We start from the raw sequence: 14,333 nt of genomic DNA on the forward strand, positions 1-14,333 counted from the left end.
GCGCGTGCGCGCGCGAAGTTGGCACCTTCTGGCACCTTGGCTCTGTCAATCTGCATAAAAGGTAAGGAAGTTCTCAAATGGGTCAGCCTCTCGGCTCGTCCTCCTTCGCACCGCAGTGCGCGGCCACCGCAGGCGAGAAGCCATGCCGCGAGGCACCCTCGATCGGCTACCCGGTGCCTCTGTGCGAACCGCACCGCCTTCGAGTCGCCCTCGACGCAGTCCCGGCTGTGCTCGGACGCGCGTTGGGGAGCGTGGCAAGCCCCGTCGCTGGCCTTGACCTCAATATGGAGACCGGACGGGTGCTGAACGCACCGCCCGCGACATTCAACGAAGGCTTCATACGCGGGCGGCACGAAGCCGTCGTCTACTTCCTCCTCAACGGAAGTCGCGTGAAGATCGGCTATCCAGTCACTCACCGCACGCCTTCGCGCCCTTGCCCTGAGCGACACGGCAGTCGTGCTCCTCCTGAGCGGAGGAAGGCTCCTGGAAAGGGCGCTGCACGTCAAGTTCGCTGCGTCTCGGGTCAAGGGAACCGAGTGGTTCGAGATCACTGCCGACCTTCTGCGATACATCGGGGATCGGCTGGCCCGGCCGGCGGTGAGTGTTCAGGCGATTGCTTCAAGTGCGGCCACCAACGAGGAACCTGACCTCAAGGCCAAAAATTCTCCCCGACCACAGATGAACGATGCGCGACAAGCGCTCCTGCGCCTCATTGACCAAGCCCAAGCAGAGGGGCAGGACTGCGTCAGCCCACGTCACCTCTGGGGGAAACATCAGCACACCCTGCGCCGAAGCCGCCCGTGGGTGAGCGCCGAGCTCTCCCGACTGGCCGACGAGGGAGTTATCTGCCGGACAGAAGAAGCTGGCATCTACTCCTTCACCCCAGAAAGGACAAACTCGTGAAAAGACCCGAAGCGGACGGAGGTCGAGCGAAAGTTCTAGCCGCCGCACTCCGCACCTGGACCACCGTCGACAACGACCCCGAACCCACCGTTGCACGCCTCGAAATCCGCTACCCACCCCACTGGGCGTTCACCTCCACCAACAACATCACCGCCAGGCAGCAGGGCCGCCTTCTCGCGTTCCTTCGCGACGACCTCGCCGAGAACCGGCCCTCCCACTCCACCCCCGAACGCGCCTCCGCCGTCATCCACGGCCTCCTCGCCGAGCATGCCGCGGCCGGCCGTGACCGCATCACCACTGCCGATCTCACCGAAGCCGCACCCCGGATCGGCCGCTCCCGCACCTGGATTGCAGCCCACGTCACCGACCTCATCGACGCCGGGGTGCTCCATGAAACCCGGCGCCCCGACACCTTCCGCATCAACTAGGAGGCCCTCGTGTTCACCGGAACCCCTGCCGAGCTTCGCCGCCGTGAGACACGGGCTGCCGAGCACGCCGCCCAGGTTGCCGAGCTGCTCAACGCCATCGGCGACCTAGGCATCGGCGTGATCGTTCCCGCGTCGAACCGGGTCATTGGCCCCGGCTTCACCATCCGCCCCGTGAACGGCCGCTGGGCCGTCGACAACCACTAGGAGTTCACCGTGCAGCTGCCCGAGCAGCCCGTCGCCGGGCAGCCCGACCCCGCCATCCGCCGCAACGCCGACCAACTCATGGCCGCCATCAACGAGATCCAGGTCGAGGAGGCCACCTCGTACCGAGACGACACCCCGCTCCCCGCGGTCGGCCTCACCCCGCCCGTGCCGCAGCCGGGCCCGCCCCCGATGTCGCAGTGGGCCATCGACAGCAGCGGAGTTCTCAAAGGCCTCAGCGTCGCGTCCCTCCCGGTCGGGGTTGCGGTGTGGCTCGTCGGCCAGGTCGACCCGCTGACCCTCGGCATCATCCTCGGATCGCCGACTGCCGTAGCCCTCGCCGTGGCCCGTCTGGTTGCGAAGGTCAAGGACGCCAACCGGGACGCCCAGCCCGTCGTTCAGCACTACCACGGGCCCGTCACCCACGACGAGCGGACCATCAACGCCGACGCCCGCGGGGTTTGGGCCCGCACCTCTAACAATCTCTAGACCGCCCCACCAGTCACACCAGCCTCAAGTTTCGACAATCCGCTACGCGCCTGCACTCGTCTGGACTCCACTGGTCTGGGCGGAAGTAAGGCGACCACCACGAACAAGGCCAAGCGCCTTGGCCGCTGAAGGGGACGAGAATGCCGACCGAGACCGAGACCGATGATGCCTGGATCGGCCCGTATGGCCGCCGACTGCCCTCACCTCCGACGAAGATTGTGAACGGCCGTGTCCTGCGACGGCGCTGGGGCGTTGTCGGTCAACGCCGGCACATGCTCGGCGACGCGGAGATCGAGTGCGCCTACATCCTCGACGACGGGCAGCCTGACGTGGAGCACCACTGGAATCGGTCACCCGGCATGCCCTCGTACCTGTGTGTTACCGGCTGGACTCTGCCCGCCTGTTTCGCTGAGTTCAAGCGGGCGTGGGGTGCACGCTGAACGCTGAACGCCCACCGCAGTCGCCATCCGAACCCCGTGCACCAGCCGACCTGAGAGGGCCTACCAGTGACCGATGATCGAACCTATGCGTGGCGAATCACCGACCAGACCCCGGAACGTGCAGTTCTGGCCGCAGGTTTCACGTCGTTCGACGAGCCCTTGGCCGAGTGGGATGCGGCCGGGCCGATCGTGGCCAGCTTCCGTAAGGAGCACCCTGATGTTGGGGCGGTGGACATCTGGGTGTGGATCAAAGATTCGCCGTTCAACGCCGCAGACGATCACCTGATCCCCTGGGTGTCCGACCGAGACCCGCACGGCAATGACCCTGTACCGTCCGATGCCGCCCGGTACTCCTATGGCCCGACCGTTGGCGAAGATCCTGCCGGCCGCGCCAGGGCCGACGTTCTGGCCGCGGCACTCAGCAGGTACGACGCCGCCCTCGGCCACGTCGCCGCACGGACAGCGCTCAACGTGGCCGCCCGGCTCGCCGACCTCGCCGAACGGCGCACGTCGCAGTGAACGCCTGACTGGGCGCCTGAGCTCCGGCAAGATGATCGCATGGCACTCAGCTTGAGCTTCACTGGTGAAGGCAAGGACATGACGTTCGACGAGCTCGAAGAGTTCGTCAGGCAGGCCCGCGAAGGCGGGGTACAGGGGGACCGTAACGTGTACGCGGAGCTCAGCAGCTCGGGGAAGGTGAAGGAGATGCGGGTGCGGCTTGGTGAAGAAGGCGACGATTAGTCACCGCACGACGAAGCCCCGGACCTGGTGGTCCGGGGCTTTTCTATGTTCCACGCGCGCGATCCAGGATCCGCCCAGTCGATCCGTCGGGAGCAGAGTCACCGTGACGTCCAGCAGCCGGCGCAGCTCATCCAGGGCGTCCTGGCACTCCTGCCGGGACGCGCCGTGGACCGTGTACCTCGCCATGCAGGCATTCTGCCGGGGGAGTCGGGATGGTGGGGGAGATCGGTGGAACTAGCCCCCGGTCAGCGCCTCCTCGTATCCGGGGTGGTCGCTGTACGGCAGGGCGAGGAGTTCCAGGGTGCGGCGAACCCGGGCGTCCCGGCCACAGGACTCCCAGCACTCCGGCTCGACGCCGTCCTCGTGGCGGCGCTCCTCGTTGAGATCTTCGAGCGCGGCTGCGGTGCTCGCATCGAGCCCGTCGACTGCTGTTGCGCGAGGGCACGTCTCGTACTGGTCGGCGCTCACGTGATGCCGGTCAGACAGCGCGCCGTCGATCAGCTGCCGTTTCGCTTCGACTTCCCGCAGGGTGCGGGCCGGGTCCTGGCGGGCGATGTGGGCTCCCTCGTCTGCCCAGGTGTGCCGCGCTACGGGAGCTCCGTCGCCAGCGCGAACAGACGCCCCTTCCAGCCTCCAAGAGGCGCCACCTTGCTCGCGGCTGGCTGCCTTGCGCGCGGCCTGGGCGTCGTCATCGAGGCGGGCCTTGAGGAAGGCCACCAAGGCGTCGGTCATGAGGGGTTCCCTTGTTTCTGCCGTTCGCGGAGTTCGTCGAGCAGCGACGGGTTGACGATCCTGACGATGGTCTCGATGTCACGGTCTTCGGCGGCGGGCCGCAGGATGTCCCGGGCCGCCCGGTACTTCGCGGCCAGCCGGGTGCGCTGCTCCTCGGACAGCTGTGCTGCCCGGTCGGGGTGGCTGTTGTGCGCGTTGTCCGCGATCTTGAGGAGGACCGCGTCACGCCCTTGCCCGGCGATGCGGGCGATCTTCTCCTCGTAGGGGACGCCCCGCTCGTTCGTGACCGCCTCGACAAGCGCGACGACGTAGTCCGGGACGCCAGCTCCACGCAGCTGGTCTGCGGTCCAGTCGGTGTCCTCGGTGACGTCATGCAGCAGCCCCGCCATCACCAGCTCGTCCCCGAACGGGGCCAGCCCGGCAGCCACGGCACGCACGTGCTCGATGTACGGGACGCCAATCTTGTCGAACTGGCTGGCGTGCACGGCGGTAGCGAGAACGTCCACCTCGGCGACGTTCATGAGGCGTCTCCTTCGGGCTTGAGCTTGCCGACGGTGGGTGGGCGAAGGCGTTCGACACCGAGGTCGCGGGCCATGCGTCGAAAGACCTCCGGGGTGAGCCCGGTGGCTTTGGCGAGCTGACCAACGGTGGCACCGGCCTTGAGTTCGTTGGCGGCGTGTTCGCGCATGGCGGGCTTGAGTTCCCGCTCGCCTTCGTAGTGCTCCTTGTACTGGGCGAAGACGTCGGCTGCGTCTGGGCTGGGTCGGTAGTCGGTGGCCATGCCCTCATTTTGACACACGAGTAGCCCTACGGTAAGGCCAACCGTATGCCCTGCACGTAGCCCTATTGACAGGGCTACGCGTAGGGCTACATGATGGAGTCATCGCCAAGCCGCACAGCACCACCCGAGGGGGACCCGTGATCGCCAGCAACCGCACCCGCCGCGCCGCACTTCGCACCATCGCCCGCATCCACCAGGCCGCCCGCCGGGTCAGCAAGGCCCTCGCCTACCGCACCCGCTCCGGCCTCATCGCCGCCGCCGTCGACCAGGGCACCCTCATCCGCACCGGCGACCTCCTCGACCGGCTCGGCGCCGACCTGAAGGACGGGCAGCGCTCCTGGTACGGCCGGCACACCGCCAAGGCATACCGGGCCGCCCACCTTGGTGCCGACGCCGTCAAGGTGTGGGCGCAGCACCGCACCACCGGCAAGTGGATCCACGTCCACGTCTACGCCCCGACCGACCCCGCCCTGTACGCCGCGCTCACCGCCTACAAGGCCACCCGGTACCTCTCCCAGGCCGACTTCGCGGAGGTCGCCTAGACCAACTTCACGGCGCACCAGGCAACCATCACCGGCAACCCGAGCAGGGAGCACCACGTGATCGACACCCTCGGCTTCCACACCGACAACGACCTCCACGCCGAACTCGCCACCATCAACCGCGAGATCACCGCCCTCGTCGGCCGCCTCGACATCGGGAACTTTTACTCCTGGGAGGCCCGATACAACACCGAGTCCCAGCTCGCCAACCTTCAGGGCCGGGCGAACCAGCTCTCCGCCGAGATCGCAGTGGCCGACGCGGACACCGACAGGCTCCTCGCCGCGATCCGCCTCGTCGGCGACGTCGACCTCGGGTTCATCGCCTACGTCGTCTACGGGCCGGCCGTGCTGCCCGTCCCGCCGCTGCACGAGGTACGCCTGATCGAGCGTGAAGGTGGCTACACCGTCCCCGGCACCGTCCGTCGCCGTGTGCCGGCCGACCAGGTCGCGGCGGTGGAGCGGGAGCTGCTGACCGGTGTGATTGCCCCGGGCGGTCACGCCCGCATCTGGGGGCGGACGATCCGCTCCTACCGCATCCAGGTCACCGCGTACTGACCACGCCCACCGGCCCGCCGCTGCCCATCCTGCGGCGGGCCGACCCCGCCCTGTCTCCGGAAGGACCCCGATGAAGAAGTCCGCGAAGATCAACGGCCGTGCCACGATCACCCCGCCCGTCAGCCCGTACTGGACAACGGCGGACTACGCGCACGAGACGGACGTCCTCCGCACCGAGGTGTGGCCCGCCGTGCAGAAGTTCCTTGCCGAGAACTGGCCGGGCTTCTCCGCCGCGTTTACGGCCGACGACATCGTGCTGTGCACGCTCTGCTGGTCGGAGTTCGAGGCGCTGACCGCCGACGAGGCGGCCGACCTCTCGACTCGCACGGACGAGCACAGCATCGAGGGCGAGCCGACGTGCTGCCGGGCCGCGCTCGACGAGTTCCGCACCGAGCGCGGCATCCCCGCCGCACAGCGGGGCGGTGCCCGATGACCGACACCCCGATGACCCCGGAGCGCGAGCGCACCATCCGGATCTGGCACGAGGAACTGCACGGCCTGACGGATCGCACCGCCGTAGCGCGACGCGAAGCCCTTGGAGACCTGCTGGCCGAGGTCGACCGACTCCGTGGAGAGCTGTCCGACGCGACGGCCGAGCTGGCGGAGAACGCACGAGCCATGAACGTGCTCTGCCGCCACCGGGAGACCGCCGAGGCCCGGGTTGCCGAGCTGGAGGCGTTGAAGCCGGCCCGGTTCCAGGACTGCCAGGCATGCGGGGCCAGCTACGAGTACGGACACCCGTGCTCGGCCTGCGAGTTCAAGAAGCAGATGGCCGACGTGCAGGCCGGGATCAGGGACGCCTTGCCCTGCGCCCTCTCCCCGGAACAGGCGCGCCGTATCGAGCAGGAGCGCCCGGAGACGAACACCGCCCACGACTGCAACCTCCCGCTGGTCCGCCGCCTCGACTGCGGCCACTGCCCGCACGAGATCTGCCAGGACTGCGACCGGAGCCCGCACACCTGCCGGTGCGCCGAGGGGGGCACGTGAAGGTCATCCGTCACCAGACCGCCCCGAACCCGGACGGGTGCCGGTGGTGCGGCTACGACAACCCGCACGGCTGGCAGTACCTGCCCGGCAAGGGCGGCCACCAGTGGGAGCAGCCCACCAACGCCCAACGCCTCGCCCGCATGAGGGCCCGGCGTGCAGCCCGGAAGGCCGTGTGCCGCTGCCCGCAGGGCGACTACCTGACGCCGTTCGCCCCGGTCTTCGACCCGTATGCGTGCGAGGCCGACGACTGCACCCACGCCTTCTCCGAGCTGAACCCTTTCGGGTCGGGCGCACGGTCGGTCAACGTCGCCAGTGCCGAGGTCTCCCGGAAGTGCGGCATGTGCGGATGGACCACGTCGGTGTGGCACGTCAACGACGGGTCGGCCGAGCAGGAGCTGTACCGCCACATCGCCCGCGAACACGGCGGCACCCCGTGACCCCGCCGCCTGCCCCGGCCCCGTTGCCGCCGTGGGAGGACACCGCACGCGAAGTCGCCCGCCGTGACCGCGAATGGTTCGAGCGGGACTATGACAACGACAACGAGGAGTAGACCGATGGCGAAGACGCAGAACTACTTCTGGTTCATGACCATCCAGACCCCCAACGGCGCAGGCTTCCTGATCAGCTCTTACCAAGGGCAGATGCCGCTTGTGTCGGGCACGACGCGGCTGGGCTTCTTCAACGAGATCCGGGAAGAGATCGCCCGGCGCAACCCACTGGCGCAAGGAGGGTGCGTCATCGCCTTCGACATCCAGCCCAACAACCTCTGACCGCCTCTGGGCTGCTTGTGTACGGCACGGCGGCCCACAACCCGAAGGAGCATCATGCTCGCCGTTTCTGAACGCGTCTCTGGCCTCAACGGCACCCCCGACCAGACCGTCTGGCACAAGCCCGTCGGCCGCATCGTTGACGAATGGCAGAACATCGCCTGCAGCACCACCGAAGGAATCCTCAGCCCACGGGCCAAGGAAGACGTTCCGATCCGGCTGGACAGGGAGAACGAGGCGTGGTGCACCGACTGCCTCAACCTCCACCGGGAGCAGCGCGCCACCCAGGAGCCCCCGCGATGATCCAGCCCGGACAGACCTACCGCAGCCTCAGCAACCGCCACCACCCCGCCGACGGGCCCACCCGCATCCGGATCACCAGGGCACCGCTCGGCACCGCCGACCTGGACGGCATGCGGAAAGTGCAGGTCGTCACTCTCACTTGGGACGGGCGCGAGATCCGCCCTCGCTGGATGCGGGCCGACCGGCTCCACGCCACGGCCACCACCCGCGACGGGACACCCCGCCGTGCCGGATATGTACTGGAGCACCAGTCATGACCATTCAACCTGGACAGATCTACCGGTCCGCAGACCCCCGCGACACCCACCGTGAGCCCATCCGCATCACCGCCTACGACGGCACCAACCGGGCCGACGTTGTCGACGCCTACAGCGGCAAGAAGCCCCGCTCCATCCTCATCAACAGCCTCCACACCAGCCCGACCACGAAAAGCGGGACACCCCGCCGCACCGGATACGTCCTGGAGGACACGTGACGATCACTCGCTACGCCTGGTGCTTCCACCACGGCGTGATCCACACCTTCCGTGAAGGCGATACCCCCTGGTGCACCGCCACCTGGATCGCCTTCACCGCTACCACCAGAACCGACGCCCTGGCCGCCAAGCATGCCGCCTACGGCGACGCCCGGTTCCTCGACGAACTCCCCGTCGAGAAGCAGGTCGAGGTCATCGAGATCTCAGATGCCCGAACTGGGGGGCCGCCCCGATAGCGCCAACCCCCACCCTGGGCCCGTCCTGAACCATCAGGCGGGCCCAAGGCGTTGAGACAGCTCGCCGCCGCTAAGCCGCCAACTCGGGCCGCGAAGCCCCGCCCGCTGGCTCCTCCTCGACCTCCTGGCCCTCATCGAAGCCCGGCTCAACGTCGTCGTCCGGCTCCACCTCCTCGGGCTCCTCGACGCCGCCCGTGTTGAACGGATCCCCAGCCGGAATCTGCTGCGCCTTGTCGTCCCGAATCCGCCGCACCTCCGCCAAGACCTCCGGCTCGTCCAGCTCAGGGCTCCGCATCTTCACCTTCATGTACGTGCTGATCGCCCCCGCCGACTCCAGCAGCGACAGCGAGCGCGCCGTCGCCTCCGGATCCGGCTGCACCGCCTGAGGCCACGACGCCGTCAACTCCGCCGCCGGGTCCACGCCCTTCGCCCCGCAGTGCGTCACGTCGACCATCGTCAGAGTCGTCAGATGCTCCAGCAGCGCCGGCCGCTGGTAGAGGATCTTCAAGCCCCGGGTCGTGAGGCTCTCCTCCTTCCGGGCCGCTACCTCCGTAGCCGTCACCGCCACCGCCCCCTCCTCGCCATACGACTGGGCGGAGTAGCCGGCCGACGCAAGGATTTGACGACGCAACGCCTTCGCAGTCCGCTCATGGTCATCAACACGGATCGCGAACTGAATCTCGGTGATCGAGTCCTTCAGAGAAGACTCGTCGCCCAGGAACCCGCTCACCGACACGAACAGCTCCCTATCCAGGTCGAACGAGGAACCACCACCCGGACCGCTGGTGTCGAGCATCTCCTGTGGCACCACCACCCGGGCCTTCCCCAGACGTAGGTCCCGCATCCAGGACGACCACGTCTCATCGAGCCCATCCATCATCGGCTCAATGCCCGCGAAGTCGGAGCGCCCCAGCGGGGCCGTGTCCGGCACCCCGTCCCACACACGGTTCGGGAGGACGTTCGGCAGGTGCGTGATCAGCAGCCGGTCTATGCCCGTCGCCTGACGCCCCCGGCTGTCAGTGCGACTCGCCAGGAACTCGGACTCATGGTGGTCCGAGAACTCCATCAGCATGCCGAGCGTCGCGTGATCGCCCTTGTACACCCCGTACTCGATCAACCCAGGAGTGTGGTACTCCAAAAGCCGCCACACCCCACCAGCGTCATCCAGCGGCTCCAGCTCCCGCCACACCGTCGCCGCCGCCAGCATGCCCCACCGCCACTCGGGAACCACGGCGTTCGCGAGGATCACGTCCGACCACGGGCGCGGGCGCAGCGTCGTGTCCCACACAGCCCGCAGATACACGTTGGACAGCCCGGCCGTCAGCTCGGCCGCCTCCCTCATCTTCGCGTGGCCCCTGTCGTCCAGGTACCGGCCGATCTGCGCCTGCGTCGACGCGGCCGTGGCCTTGTCCGTCGAGTCCACGTCGACCGTCACCGTGGGAACGTCCGACCACAGCAGGTTCGCGGACATCTCCGCAATGTCCCCGCCGATCGGGATATGGAGTTTCGCCGCCTGCTGCCCCGGCGACGGATCCTGCCCCCAGAACATGCGCAGCTCATCACCACCGGTCGCGCGCCGCTTGTCGACGTCGAAGAACGCGCGCGCGATGCCGTTCCGGGTGTAGCTGGCCGGCCCGCCGTACACCTGCGCCAAATGTCCGGTGTCGCCCGCGTACCAGGCCCGCCACATGTCCATGTCGGCGTGCGGGATATTCAGCTTCGGCGGAGGCCAAGGGGTGTTCCCAGACGGAGGCAGCGGCATGACAGATCCTTTCGGTCAGGCGGCCAGGGCGAGCTGGCGCTGCCACAGGGCACGGGTCGTGAATAGGGCATAGCGGGCCGAGTCGATTCCATGATCGGCAACCTTGATCGGGCGGTCCTCGCCCTTCTCGGCCGCCTTGTCGTCCCAGGCGTAGCCGGGCATCTCGCCGATCAGGGCCCTGCACGATGCGTGGACGAGGAGCCTCCCGGATGCCAAGAGGCTTGCCATCGTGCGGATGCCGTCCAAGACGTCGTTCTTCGCTGGCGTCGGCGTCAGCTTGTCCCGGCGCAGCTGCGCACTGAAGCTCGCCGCGGACGGGTCCACCGTCACGAACTGCGGACGCACCGGACCAATCCCCGGCACGTCACCAAGCCAGCCACGCATCCGCTCCGAGTACTCGGCATCCGTCAACTGGCGGCGCTGGTGCCGTCCGTCGTACCGCCACTCCGACGCCACATACAGGCGCCGATCCGTTCCCAGCCCCAGCAGCGTCGCGTGGAACGGGTTACTCGTTCCATAGTCAACGCCCACAGAGAGCCAGCGATGCATTCGCGGCAGGGCGTCGACAACATGGCGTTCGTCATCCCACATATCGAATACGGCACCCTCGGCGGCAATCCACTTGCCCTCGATAAACCGCTTAAAGAAGAGCGTGCCTTCCCCGTACTCAGCCTTAATCGACTCCGTGTATTCGAGAGTGAGAGACGGGTTGTCGTCGAGTGTGAAGTGCCAGTGCCCGATGCCCAGCTCAAGAGCTCGATCGATGAAGTCGCGCTTCAACCAGTGCGCAGAGCTATCAGGGTTCGTTGTGCCAAGCAGGCGGGCGCCCGGCACAGAGAGCCGGCCGAGGAGCTGCTTGAAGAACGCCTCCGGAAGGAGAGTGATCTCGTCCGCCACGGCCAGGCACACGCTGGCCCCACGTAGCCTCCCCTCTGCCCGGGCATCCGATGCGCCAATGAGGTGCACGGTGCGCCCCAGGATGACCGCAGTCGTCGACCCTCTGGTGTGAACCACCTGTAGGGACAGCGCTCCAAAAATTGCGGGGTCCTGGAGCGGCTCAATAAGGTTCCGCTCGATCGTCTGAAGCGATCGGCCCGCAATGATCACAAGGCCCGTAGACGGAGCCACAGAAAGAGCAATCAGGAAGGCGACCAGGGAGGCGATCGTCTTACCTGAACGAATCGCCCCCGACCAGATCGCAATCCGGTGCCGTGCAGACTGTGCAATAGAGCGCAGCTGCTTACGCGACATCGGAAGCGACGACAGGTTCACGACCACCTCCGCTCACCAACTGGAACCAGGTTCCACAGCGGGCCCACTTGGACTTGTTGCAGGCCTCGCAGGCTCGCACCAAGTTCCACCAGTGATCCGTGCCCCCCTTGGCGAGAGGGAAGAAGTGGTCAACGCTTACGGCTTCCCTCCCACAGTAGAAGCACGGGTCGTTTGCAATGGCGCGACGATAGTCAGCAGACAAGGCTCGATCGAGAGCGTCCATGTTCGCGTCCACGCGTTGGCGACGGCGATGCGTCCTTGCGTAGTACTCCTCGCGGTTAGCGAGGTAGTGCTCCCGCATCCGGGCGTTGCGCTCAGCTCTGTTATTCAGGTGGTACGCCGCAGCCCAGTGGCGTTGGCACAACCCCTTCCTCTCGGACCCGAGTTCGCACCCGTTGTGGCTGCAAGTCAAGGACTGTTGTGGGGTCCAGATTCGAAGCACCGTGCGAGGGTCGCCGTGTCTCTTCCAGCGCGTGTAGTGCGTGGTGCACATCTCGCGCCGGTCGACCTGCTTGCCGCAGCCATCCACTGTGCATCCGCGATCCGCATGGACTGCCTTGACCGGGTCTGCGGTGCTGCCGGTCCTTCGGAGTCGCATGTAGTGCTTCCGGCAGAGTCCCTTCCCGACTGTCAGTTCGGACCCACAGTCGTCTACGGTGCAGACCGCAGGCTGGCGCTCGGGCTCCCAGAGCGGATCACCGTGCGCCGCCCAGCGCTGGTAGTGCATTCCACACCAACCGCGCTTCAGGTTGTCGCCGCGGTCGCAGCCATGCACTTGGCACTCGGTCGTAACGCCGCGGGCCTCGATGGGGATGTCGGCACGCACATCTCCGTAGGTCCGGACGCGGGCGTAATGCGCTGCACACAGGCCGCGGACGAGTCGACCGCCCTTTGAGCAGGTGTCGACTCGGCAGCTTGCGCTGCTTGCCGACCTAGCTGGGAGGTCAAGAGAGCCGTGGAGGCGCATCCGCCGGTAGTGCATGTGGCACCAACCGTGACCACCCTTTGCGGGGGTCGAACAGTCTTCGACTGAACACTTCAGGTCGGAAGCCTTGACGTGGACCGGGAGATCGGTGCCCCCGTATTTCTTCACGCGCTGGTAGTGCATCGTGCACAGGTTTCGGGCACGGGCGGGCTTGGCGCATTCGGGCACGTCGCAGGTACGCTTGGTCATGTCGGCACTCCTCGTAAGTGTCGGCCGCGCCCCCGGACGGTTCCAGCCGTCGCGGGGGTCCTGTATGTAGCTTGACCTGCTAATTCTACCAATTTTGGGGCGACTTGGGGCTGTCGCGAGCCTCGTCACTGCTCGCTCTCAAGGGGTGTTTCGTCGGGCTGGTTGGCGATCTCTGCGATGCCCTGGGCGAGCTTCCCGAGCATCGACTTGGCGTCATCCGCTCCGCTACCACTACTCTCCGCCGGTGCGAGCTTGAGTGACTTGTCGATGGCTATACCGGCGGTGCTCATGAGGGAGCGTTTATCGGCGGGCGGCGGCTCGTCGACGGGCTCGCTGTTGTAGATGTTCTGCGCCCCGCCGAAGGCGTAAACGACGGTCGGCTCCCACAGCTTCTTCCGCAGGCGTTCGGCGTCGCTGGTGAGCTGTTCGGCGAGGATGCTGCGCCGCTCGGCAAGGTCGGCGAGCCGCGCGGCTGTGGCGGCTTCGATGCGCGACCGGTCGAAGGTCACGCCGAGGTGTTCGGCGGTGCGGGAGACGACTGCGGCGGTGAGCCCCATTTCGCGGCAGATCGCGTTCCGGCCGAGCCCTTCCGTGTGGAGTTCGAGGAACCGCTCGAACTTGTCCTCGCCCATGGTCCCTTTAGGCATCAGGCCCTCCGTTCTGCTTGCGCGTACTGGCGTAGGAGTCGCGGCAACGCCGTGCCGTCGACGGTCCAGGTGGGGGCGTAGGGGATGGTCCAGCACCTGCAGGACGGGTGCAGCGGGGGCCCTTTGAGGGCGGTGGCGAACACGGTGCGTCGCGGGTCGAGGGAGAGGGCGGCAGGAAACCGTCGGCCGGCGGCGACGCTGCGTCCGGCGTAGGCGGCACATGCAGCGCAGGCGCCGGGTTCGGCGACCCATAGGAGCCGGGTGGTGGGCCCGATGGCGCGGGCGACTGCAGCAGCGGCGTGTGCGGCGGCGCTGGTGACGGCGACGGCGGCATGGCGGGCGATGCGGGTGACGGCGCGCCGGGCCCGGTTGAACACCCCTGTGACGCCTGCGAATCCGAGGGCGGTGAGGCTGGCCGCGGTAAGGAGCGCCAGCGCGTGGTGGTGCTCCTCGTCGACAGCGGCGGGTACGGCGTCTGCTGCGGCGGCGGCCTCGGGGCCGATGACGGGCTGGACCGGTGGCGACGGGGCTTCCCGCATCGCGGCGGCGAGCGCGGACGCTTGCCGGGTACTGAGCTGCGCCGAGTTGAAGGCGGCGATGCGGATGCTGTCGGCCGCCAGCTTGCCCTTGCCGCGGAACGCTTCGGTCAGCAGCTGCTTGATAGCGGCGATGAGCCGGTCCAGGGCGCTGGGTGACGGGAGGGTTTGCCGGTCGGTGGCGTGGAGCCATTGCCGGGTGGCTACCTGCTGGGCGCCGGTGAGCGCGCGGGCGAGGGGGGCTGCTGCGTCGTGGGCGGCTTGCTGTTCGATGCGGCGGAGTGCGGCGGGGAGTTGCCGTGCCGTGTCGGCTATACGGTTGCTGCTGACCATCACCACCCACCCCCTTGATCCTTGGATTC

The 14,333-nt window shown here is 67.5% G+C and carries 25 protein-coding genes; 17 read left to right on the forward strand and 8 right to left on the reverse strand.

Translation table 11 applies throughout. The features are described from left to right. Positions 1 to 456 precede the first annotated feature (456 nt). The 7 genes from EES43_RS24820 (at position 457) to EES43_RS24850 (ending at position 3,202) form a co-directional block, all read left to right on the forward strand. Positions 457 to 903: a GIY-YIG nuclease family protein gene (locus tag EES43_RS24820; protein WP_124270785.1), complete on the forward strand. Its 447-nt coding sequence runs from the start codon at positions 457 to 459 to the stop codon at positions 901 to 903. Beyond that, positions 900 to 1,331 carry a hypothetical protein gene (locus tag EES43_RS31770; RefSeq protein ID WP_124270786.1) on the forward strand — a complete coding sequence of 144 codons (432 nt, stop codon included), beginning with the start codon at positions 900 to 902 and terminating at the stop codon, positions 1,329 to 1,331. The genes EES43_RS24820 and EES43_RS31770 overlap by 4 nt, the downstream gene beginning before the upstream one ends. A gap of 9 nt (positions 1,332 to 1,340) precedes the next feature. After that, complete coding sequence (locus EES43_RS24830) at positions 1,341 to 1,535, forward strand: hypothetical protein (RefSeq protein ID WP_124270787.1); 195 nt, start codon at positions 1,341 to 1,343, stop codon at positions 1,533 to 1,535. Between the two features lie 9 nt (positions 1,536 to 1,544). Further along, positions 1,545 to 2,021 carry a hypothetical protein gene (locus EES43_RS24835; protein WP_124270788.1) on the forward strand — a complete coding sequence of 159 codons (477 nt, stop codon included), beginning with the start codon at positions 1,545 to 1,547 and terminating at the stop codon, positions 2,019 to 2,021. 140 nt (positions 2,022 to 2,161) lie between these two features. Next, entirely contained in the window at positions 2,162 to 2,461 is a 300-nt protein-coding gene (locus tag EES43_RS24840; RefSeq protein WP_124270789.1) for a hypothetical protein, read from the forward strand. A gap of 66 nt (positions 2,462 to 2,527) precedes the next feature. Continuing rightward, positions 2,528 to 2,980, forward strand: a complete 453-nt coding sequence (locus EES43_RS24845) for a hypothetical protein (RefSeq protein ID WP_124270790.1) — start codon at positions 2,528 to 2,530, stop codon at positions 2,978 to 2,980. Between the two features lie 39 nt (positions 2,981 to 3,019). After that, the gene (locus EES43_RS24850) at positions 3,020 to 3,202 is read left to right on the forward strand and encodes a hypothetical protein (protein WP_124270791.1); all 183 of its coding nucleotides are present in this window, start codon (positions 3,020 to 3,022) and stop codon (positions 3,200 to 3,202) included. On the opposite strand, the gene EES43_RS24855 is transcribed toward EES43_RS24850, so the two are convergent. The 4 genes from EES43_RS24855 to EES43_RS24870 are packed head-to-tail and all read right to left on the reverse strand — an operon-like array spanning position 3,203 to position 4,715. Beyond that, complete coding sequence (locus tag EES43_RS24855; RefSeq protein WP_124270792.1) at positions 3,203 to 3,388, reverse strand: hypothetical protein; 186 nt, start codon at positions 3,386 to 3,388, stop codon at positions 3,203 to 3,205. Positions 3,389 to 3,436: 48 nt separating this feature from the next. Beyond that, positions 3,437 to 3,934 (reverse strand): DUF6221 family protein, encoded by a 498-nt coding sequence (locus EES43_RS24860; protein ID WP_124270793.1) that lies wholly within the window; start codon positions 3,932 to 3,934, stop codon positions 3,437 to 3,439. Beyond that, the gene (locus tag EES43_RS24865) at positions 3,931 to 4,455 is read right to left on the reverse strand and encodes an HD domain-containing protein (RefSeq protein WP_124270794.1); all 525 of its coding nucleotides are present in this window, start codon (positions 4,453 to 4,455) and stop codon (positions 3,931 to 3,933) included. Before EES43_RS24865 ends, EES43_RS24860 begins: the two co-directional genes overlap by 4 nt. Then, a complete protein-coding gene (locus tag EES43_RS24870; protein WP_124270795.1) occupies positions 4,452 to 4,715 on the reverse strand; it encodes a hypothetical protein in 264 nt (87 codons plus the stop codon). Before EES43_RS24870 ends, EES43_RS24865 begins: the two co-directional genes overlap by 4 nt. Positions 4,716 to 4,852: 137 nt before the next feature. On the opposite strand from EES43_RS24870, the gene EES43_RS24875 reads away from it, so the two are divergent. From EES43_RS24875 to EES43_RS24920, 10 genes are all read left to right on the forward strand, one after another. Beyond that, positions 4,853 to 5,257 (forward strand): hypothetical protein, encoded by a 405-nt coding sequence (locus EES43_RS24875; RefSeq protein ID WP_124270796.1) that lies wholly within the window; start codon positions 4,853 to 4,855, stop codon positions 5,255 to 5,257. Between the two features lie 57 nt (positions 5,258 to 5,314). Next, a complete protein-coding gene (locus tag EES43_RS24880; protein ID WP_124270797.1) occupies positions 5,315 to 5,812 on the forward strand; it encodes a hypothetical protein in 498 nt (165 codons plus the stop codon). A 70-nt stretch (positions 5,813 to 5,882) separates the two neighbouring features. Further along, on the forward strand, positions 5,883 to 6,245 hold the full coding sequence (locus tag EES43_RS24885) for a hypothetical protein (RefSeq protein ID WP_124270798.1): 363 nt from the start codon (positions 5,883 to 5,885) through the stop codon (positions 6,243 to 6,245). Beyond that, positions 6,242 to 6,799, forward strand: coding sequence for a hypothetical protein (locus EES43_RS24890; RefSeq protein ID WP_124270799.1), 558 nt, complete (start codon positions 6,242 to 6,244; stop codon positions 6,797 to 6,799). Before EES43_RS24885 ends, EES43_RS24890 begins: the two co-directional genes overlap by 4 nt. Further along, positions 6,796 to 7,236, forward strand: a complete 441-nt coding sequence (locus tag EES43_RS24895) for a hypothetical protein (RefSeq protein WP_124270800.1) — start codon at positions 6,796 to 6,798, stop codon at positions 7,234 to 7,236. The genes EES43_RS24890 and EES43_RS24895 overlap by 4 nt, the downstream gene beginning before the upstream one ends. A gap of 117 nt (positions 7,237 to 7,353) precedes the next feature. Then, positions 7,354 to 7,569: a hypothetical protein gene (locus EES43_RS24900; RefSeq protein WP_124270801.1), complete on the forward strand. Its 216-nt coding sequence runs from the start codon at positions 7,354 to 7,356 to the stop codon at positions 7,567 to 7,569. Positions 7,570 to 7,623: 54 nt separating this feature from the next. After that, a complete protein-coding gene (locus EES43_RS24905) occupies positions 7,624 to 7,869 on the forward strand; it encodes a hypothetical protein (protein WP_124270802.1) in 246 nt (81 codons plus the stop codon). Further along, on the forward strand, positions 7,866 to 8,126 hold the full coding sequence (locus EES43_RS24910; RefSeq protein WP_124270803.1) for a hypothetical protein: 261 nt from the start codon (positions 7,866 to 7,868) through the stop codon (positions 8,124 to 8,126). Before EES43_RS24905 ends, EES43_RS24910 begins: the two co-directional genes overlap by 4 nt. Beyond that, positions 8,123 to 8,344: a hypothetical protein gene (locus EES43_RS24915; protein WP_124270804.1), complete on the forward strand. Its 222-nt coding sequence runs from the start codon at positions 8,123 to 8,125 to the stop codon at positions 8,342 to 8,344. Before EES43_RS24910 ends, EES43_RS24915 begins: the two co-directional genes overlap by 4 nt. Next, positions 8,341 to 8,580, forward strand: a complete 240-nt coding sequence (locus EES43_RS24920; protein ID WP_124270805.1) for a hypothetical protein — start codon at positions 8,341 to 8,343, stop codon at positions 8,578 to 8,580. Before EES43_RS24915 ends, EES43_RS24920 begins: the two co-directional genes overlap by 4 nt. A 70-nt stretch (positions 8,581 to 8,650) precedes the next feature. Here the strand turns inward: EES43_RS24920 and EES43_RS24925 are convergent, their stop codons facing one another. From EES43_RS24925 to EES43_RS24945, 4 genes are all read right to left on the reverse strand, one after another. After that, on the reverse strand, positions 8,651 to 10,342 hold the full coding sequence (locus EES43_RS24925) for a hypothetical protein (RefSeq protein ID WP_124270806.1): 1,692 nt from the start codon (positions 10,340 to 10,342) through the stop codon (positions 8,651 to 8,653). A 15-nt stretch (positions 10,343 to 10,357) separates the two neighbouring features. Continuing rightward, positions 10,358 to 11,614 (reverse strand): PBSX family phage terminase large subunit, encoded by a 1,257-nt coding sequence (locus tag EES43_RS24930; protein ID WP_241192527.1) that lies wholly within the window; start codon positions 11,612 to 11,614, stop codon positions 10,358 to 10,360. Positions 11,615 to 12,913: 1,299 nt separating this feature from the next. Beyond that, a complete protein-coding gene (locus tag EES43_RS24940; protein ID WP_124270808.1) occupies positions 12,914 to 13,435 on the reverse strand; it encodes a hypothetical protein in 522 nt (173 codons plus the stop codon). Then, entirely contained in the window at positions 13,435 to 14,304 is an 870-nt protein-coding gene (locus EES43_RS24945) for a hypothetical protein (protein WP_124270809.1), read from the reverse strand. Before EES43_RS24945 ends, EES43_RS24940 begins: the two co-directional genes overlap by 1 nt. Positions 14,305 to 14,333: the final 29 nt, after the last annotated feature.

Source organism: Streptomyces sp. ADI96-02, from assembly GCF_003846185.1.
Taxonomy (GTDB): Bacteria; Actinomycetota; Actinomycetes; order Streptomycetales; family Streptomycetaceae; genus Streptomyces.

Coding starts and splice junctions, on each gene's coding strand:
- EES43_RS24840 (WP_124270789.1), top strand. CDS start 2,162: ATGCCGACCGAGACCGAGACCGATGATGCCTGGATCGGCCCGTATGGC.
- EES43_RS24850 (WP_124270791.1), top strand. CDS start 3,020: ATGGCACTCAGCTTGAGCTTCACTGGTGAAGGCAAGGACATGACGTTC.
- EES43_RS24855 (WP_124270792.1), bottom strand. CDS start 3,388: ATGGCGAGGTACACGGTCCACGGCGCGTCCCGGCAGGAGTGCCAGGAC.
- EES43_RS24860 (WP_124270793.1), bottom strand. CDS start 3,934: ATGACCGACGCCTTGGTGGCCTTCCTCAAGGCCCGCCTCGATGACGAC.
- EES43_RS24865 (WP_124270794.1), bottom strand. CDS start 4,455: ATGAACGTCGCCGAGGTGGACGTTCTCGCTACCGCCGTGCACGCCAGC.
- EES43_RS24870 (WP_124270795.1), bottom strand. CDS start 4,715: ATGGCCACCGACTACCGACCCAGCCCAGACGCAGCCGACGTCTTCGCC.
- EES43_RS24885 (WP_124270798.1), top strand. CDS start 5,883: ATGAAGAAGTCCGCGAAGATCAACGGCCGTGCCACGATCACCCCGCCC.
- EES43_RS24890 (WP_124270799.1), top strand. CDS start 6,242: ATGACCGACACCCCGATGACCCCGGAGCGCGAGCGCACCATCCGGATC.
- EES43_RS24900 (WP_124270801.1), top strand. CDS start 7,354: ATGGCGAAGACGCAGAACTACTTCTGGTTCATGACCATCCAGACCCCC.
- EES43_RS24905 (WP_124270802.1), top strand. CDS start 7,624: ATGCTCGCCGTTTCTGAACGCGTCTCTGGCCTCAACGGCACCCCCGAC.
- EES43_RS24910 (WP_124270803.1), top strand. CDS start 7,866: ATGATCCAGCCCGGACAGACCTACCGCAGCCTCAGCAACCGCCACCAC.
- EES43_RS24915 (WP_124270804.1), top strand. CDS start 8,123: ATGACCATTCAACCTGGACAGATCTACCGGTCCGCAGACCCCCGCGAC.
- EES43_RS24925 (WP_124270806.1), bottom strand. CDS start 10,342: ATGCCGCTGCCTCCGTCTGGGAACACCCCTTGGCCTCCGCCGAAGCTG.
- EES43_RS24940 (WP_124270808.1), bottom strand. CDS start 13,435: ATGCCTAAAGGGACCATGGGCGAGGACAAGTTCGAGCGGTTCCTCGAA.
- EES43_RS24945 (WP_124270809.1), bottom strand. CDS start 14,304: ATGGTCAGCAGCAACCGTATAGCCGACACGGCACGGCAACTCCCCGCC.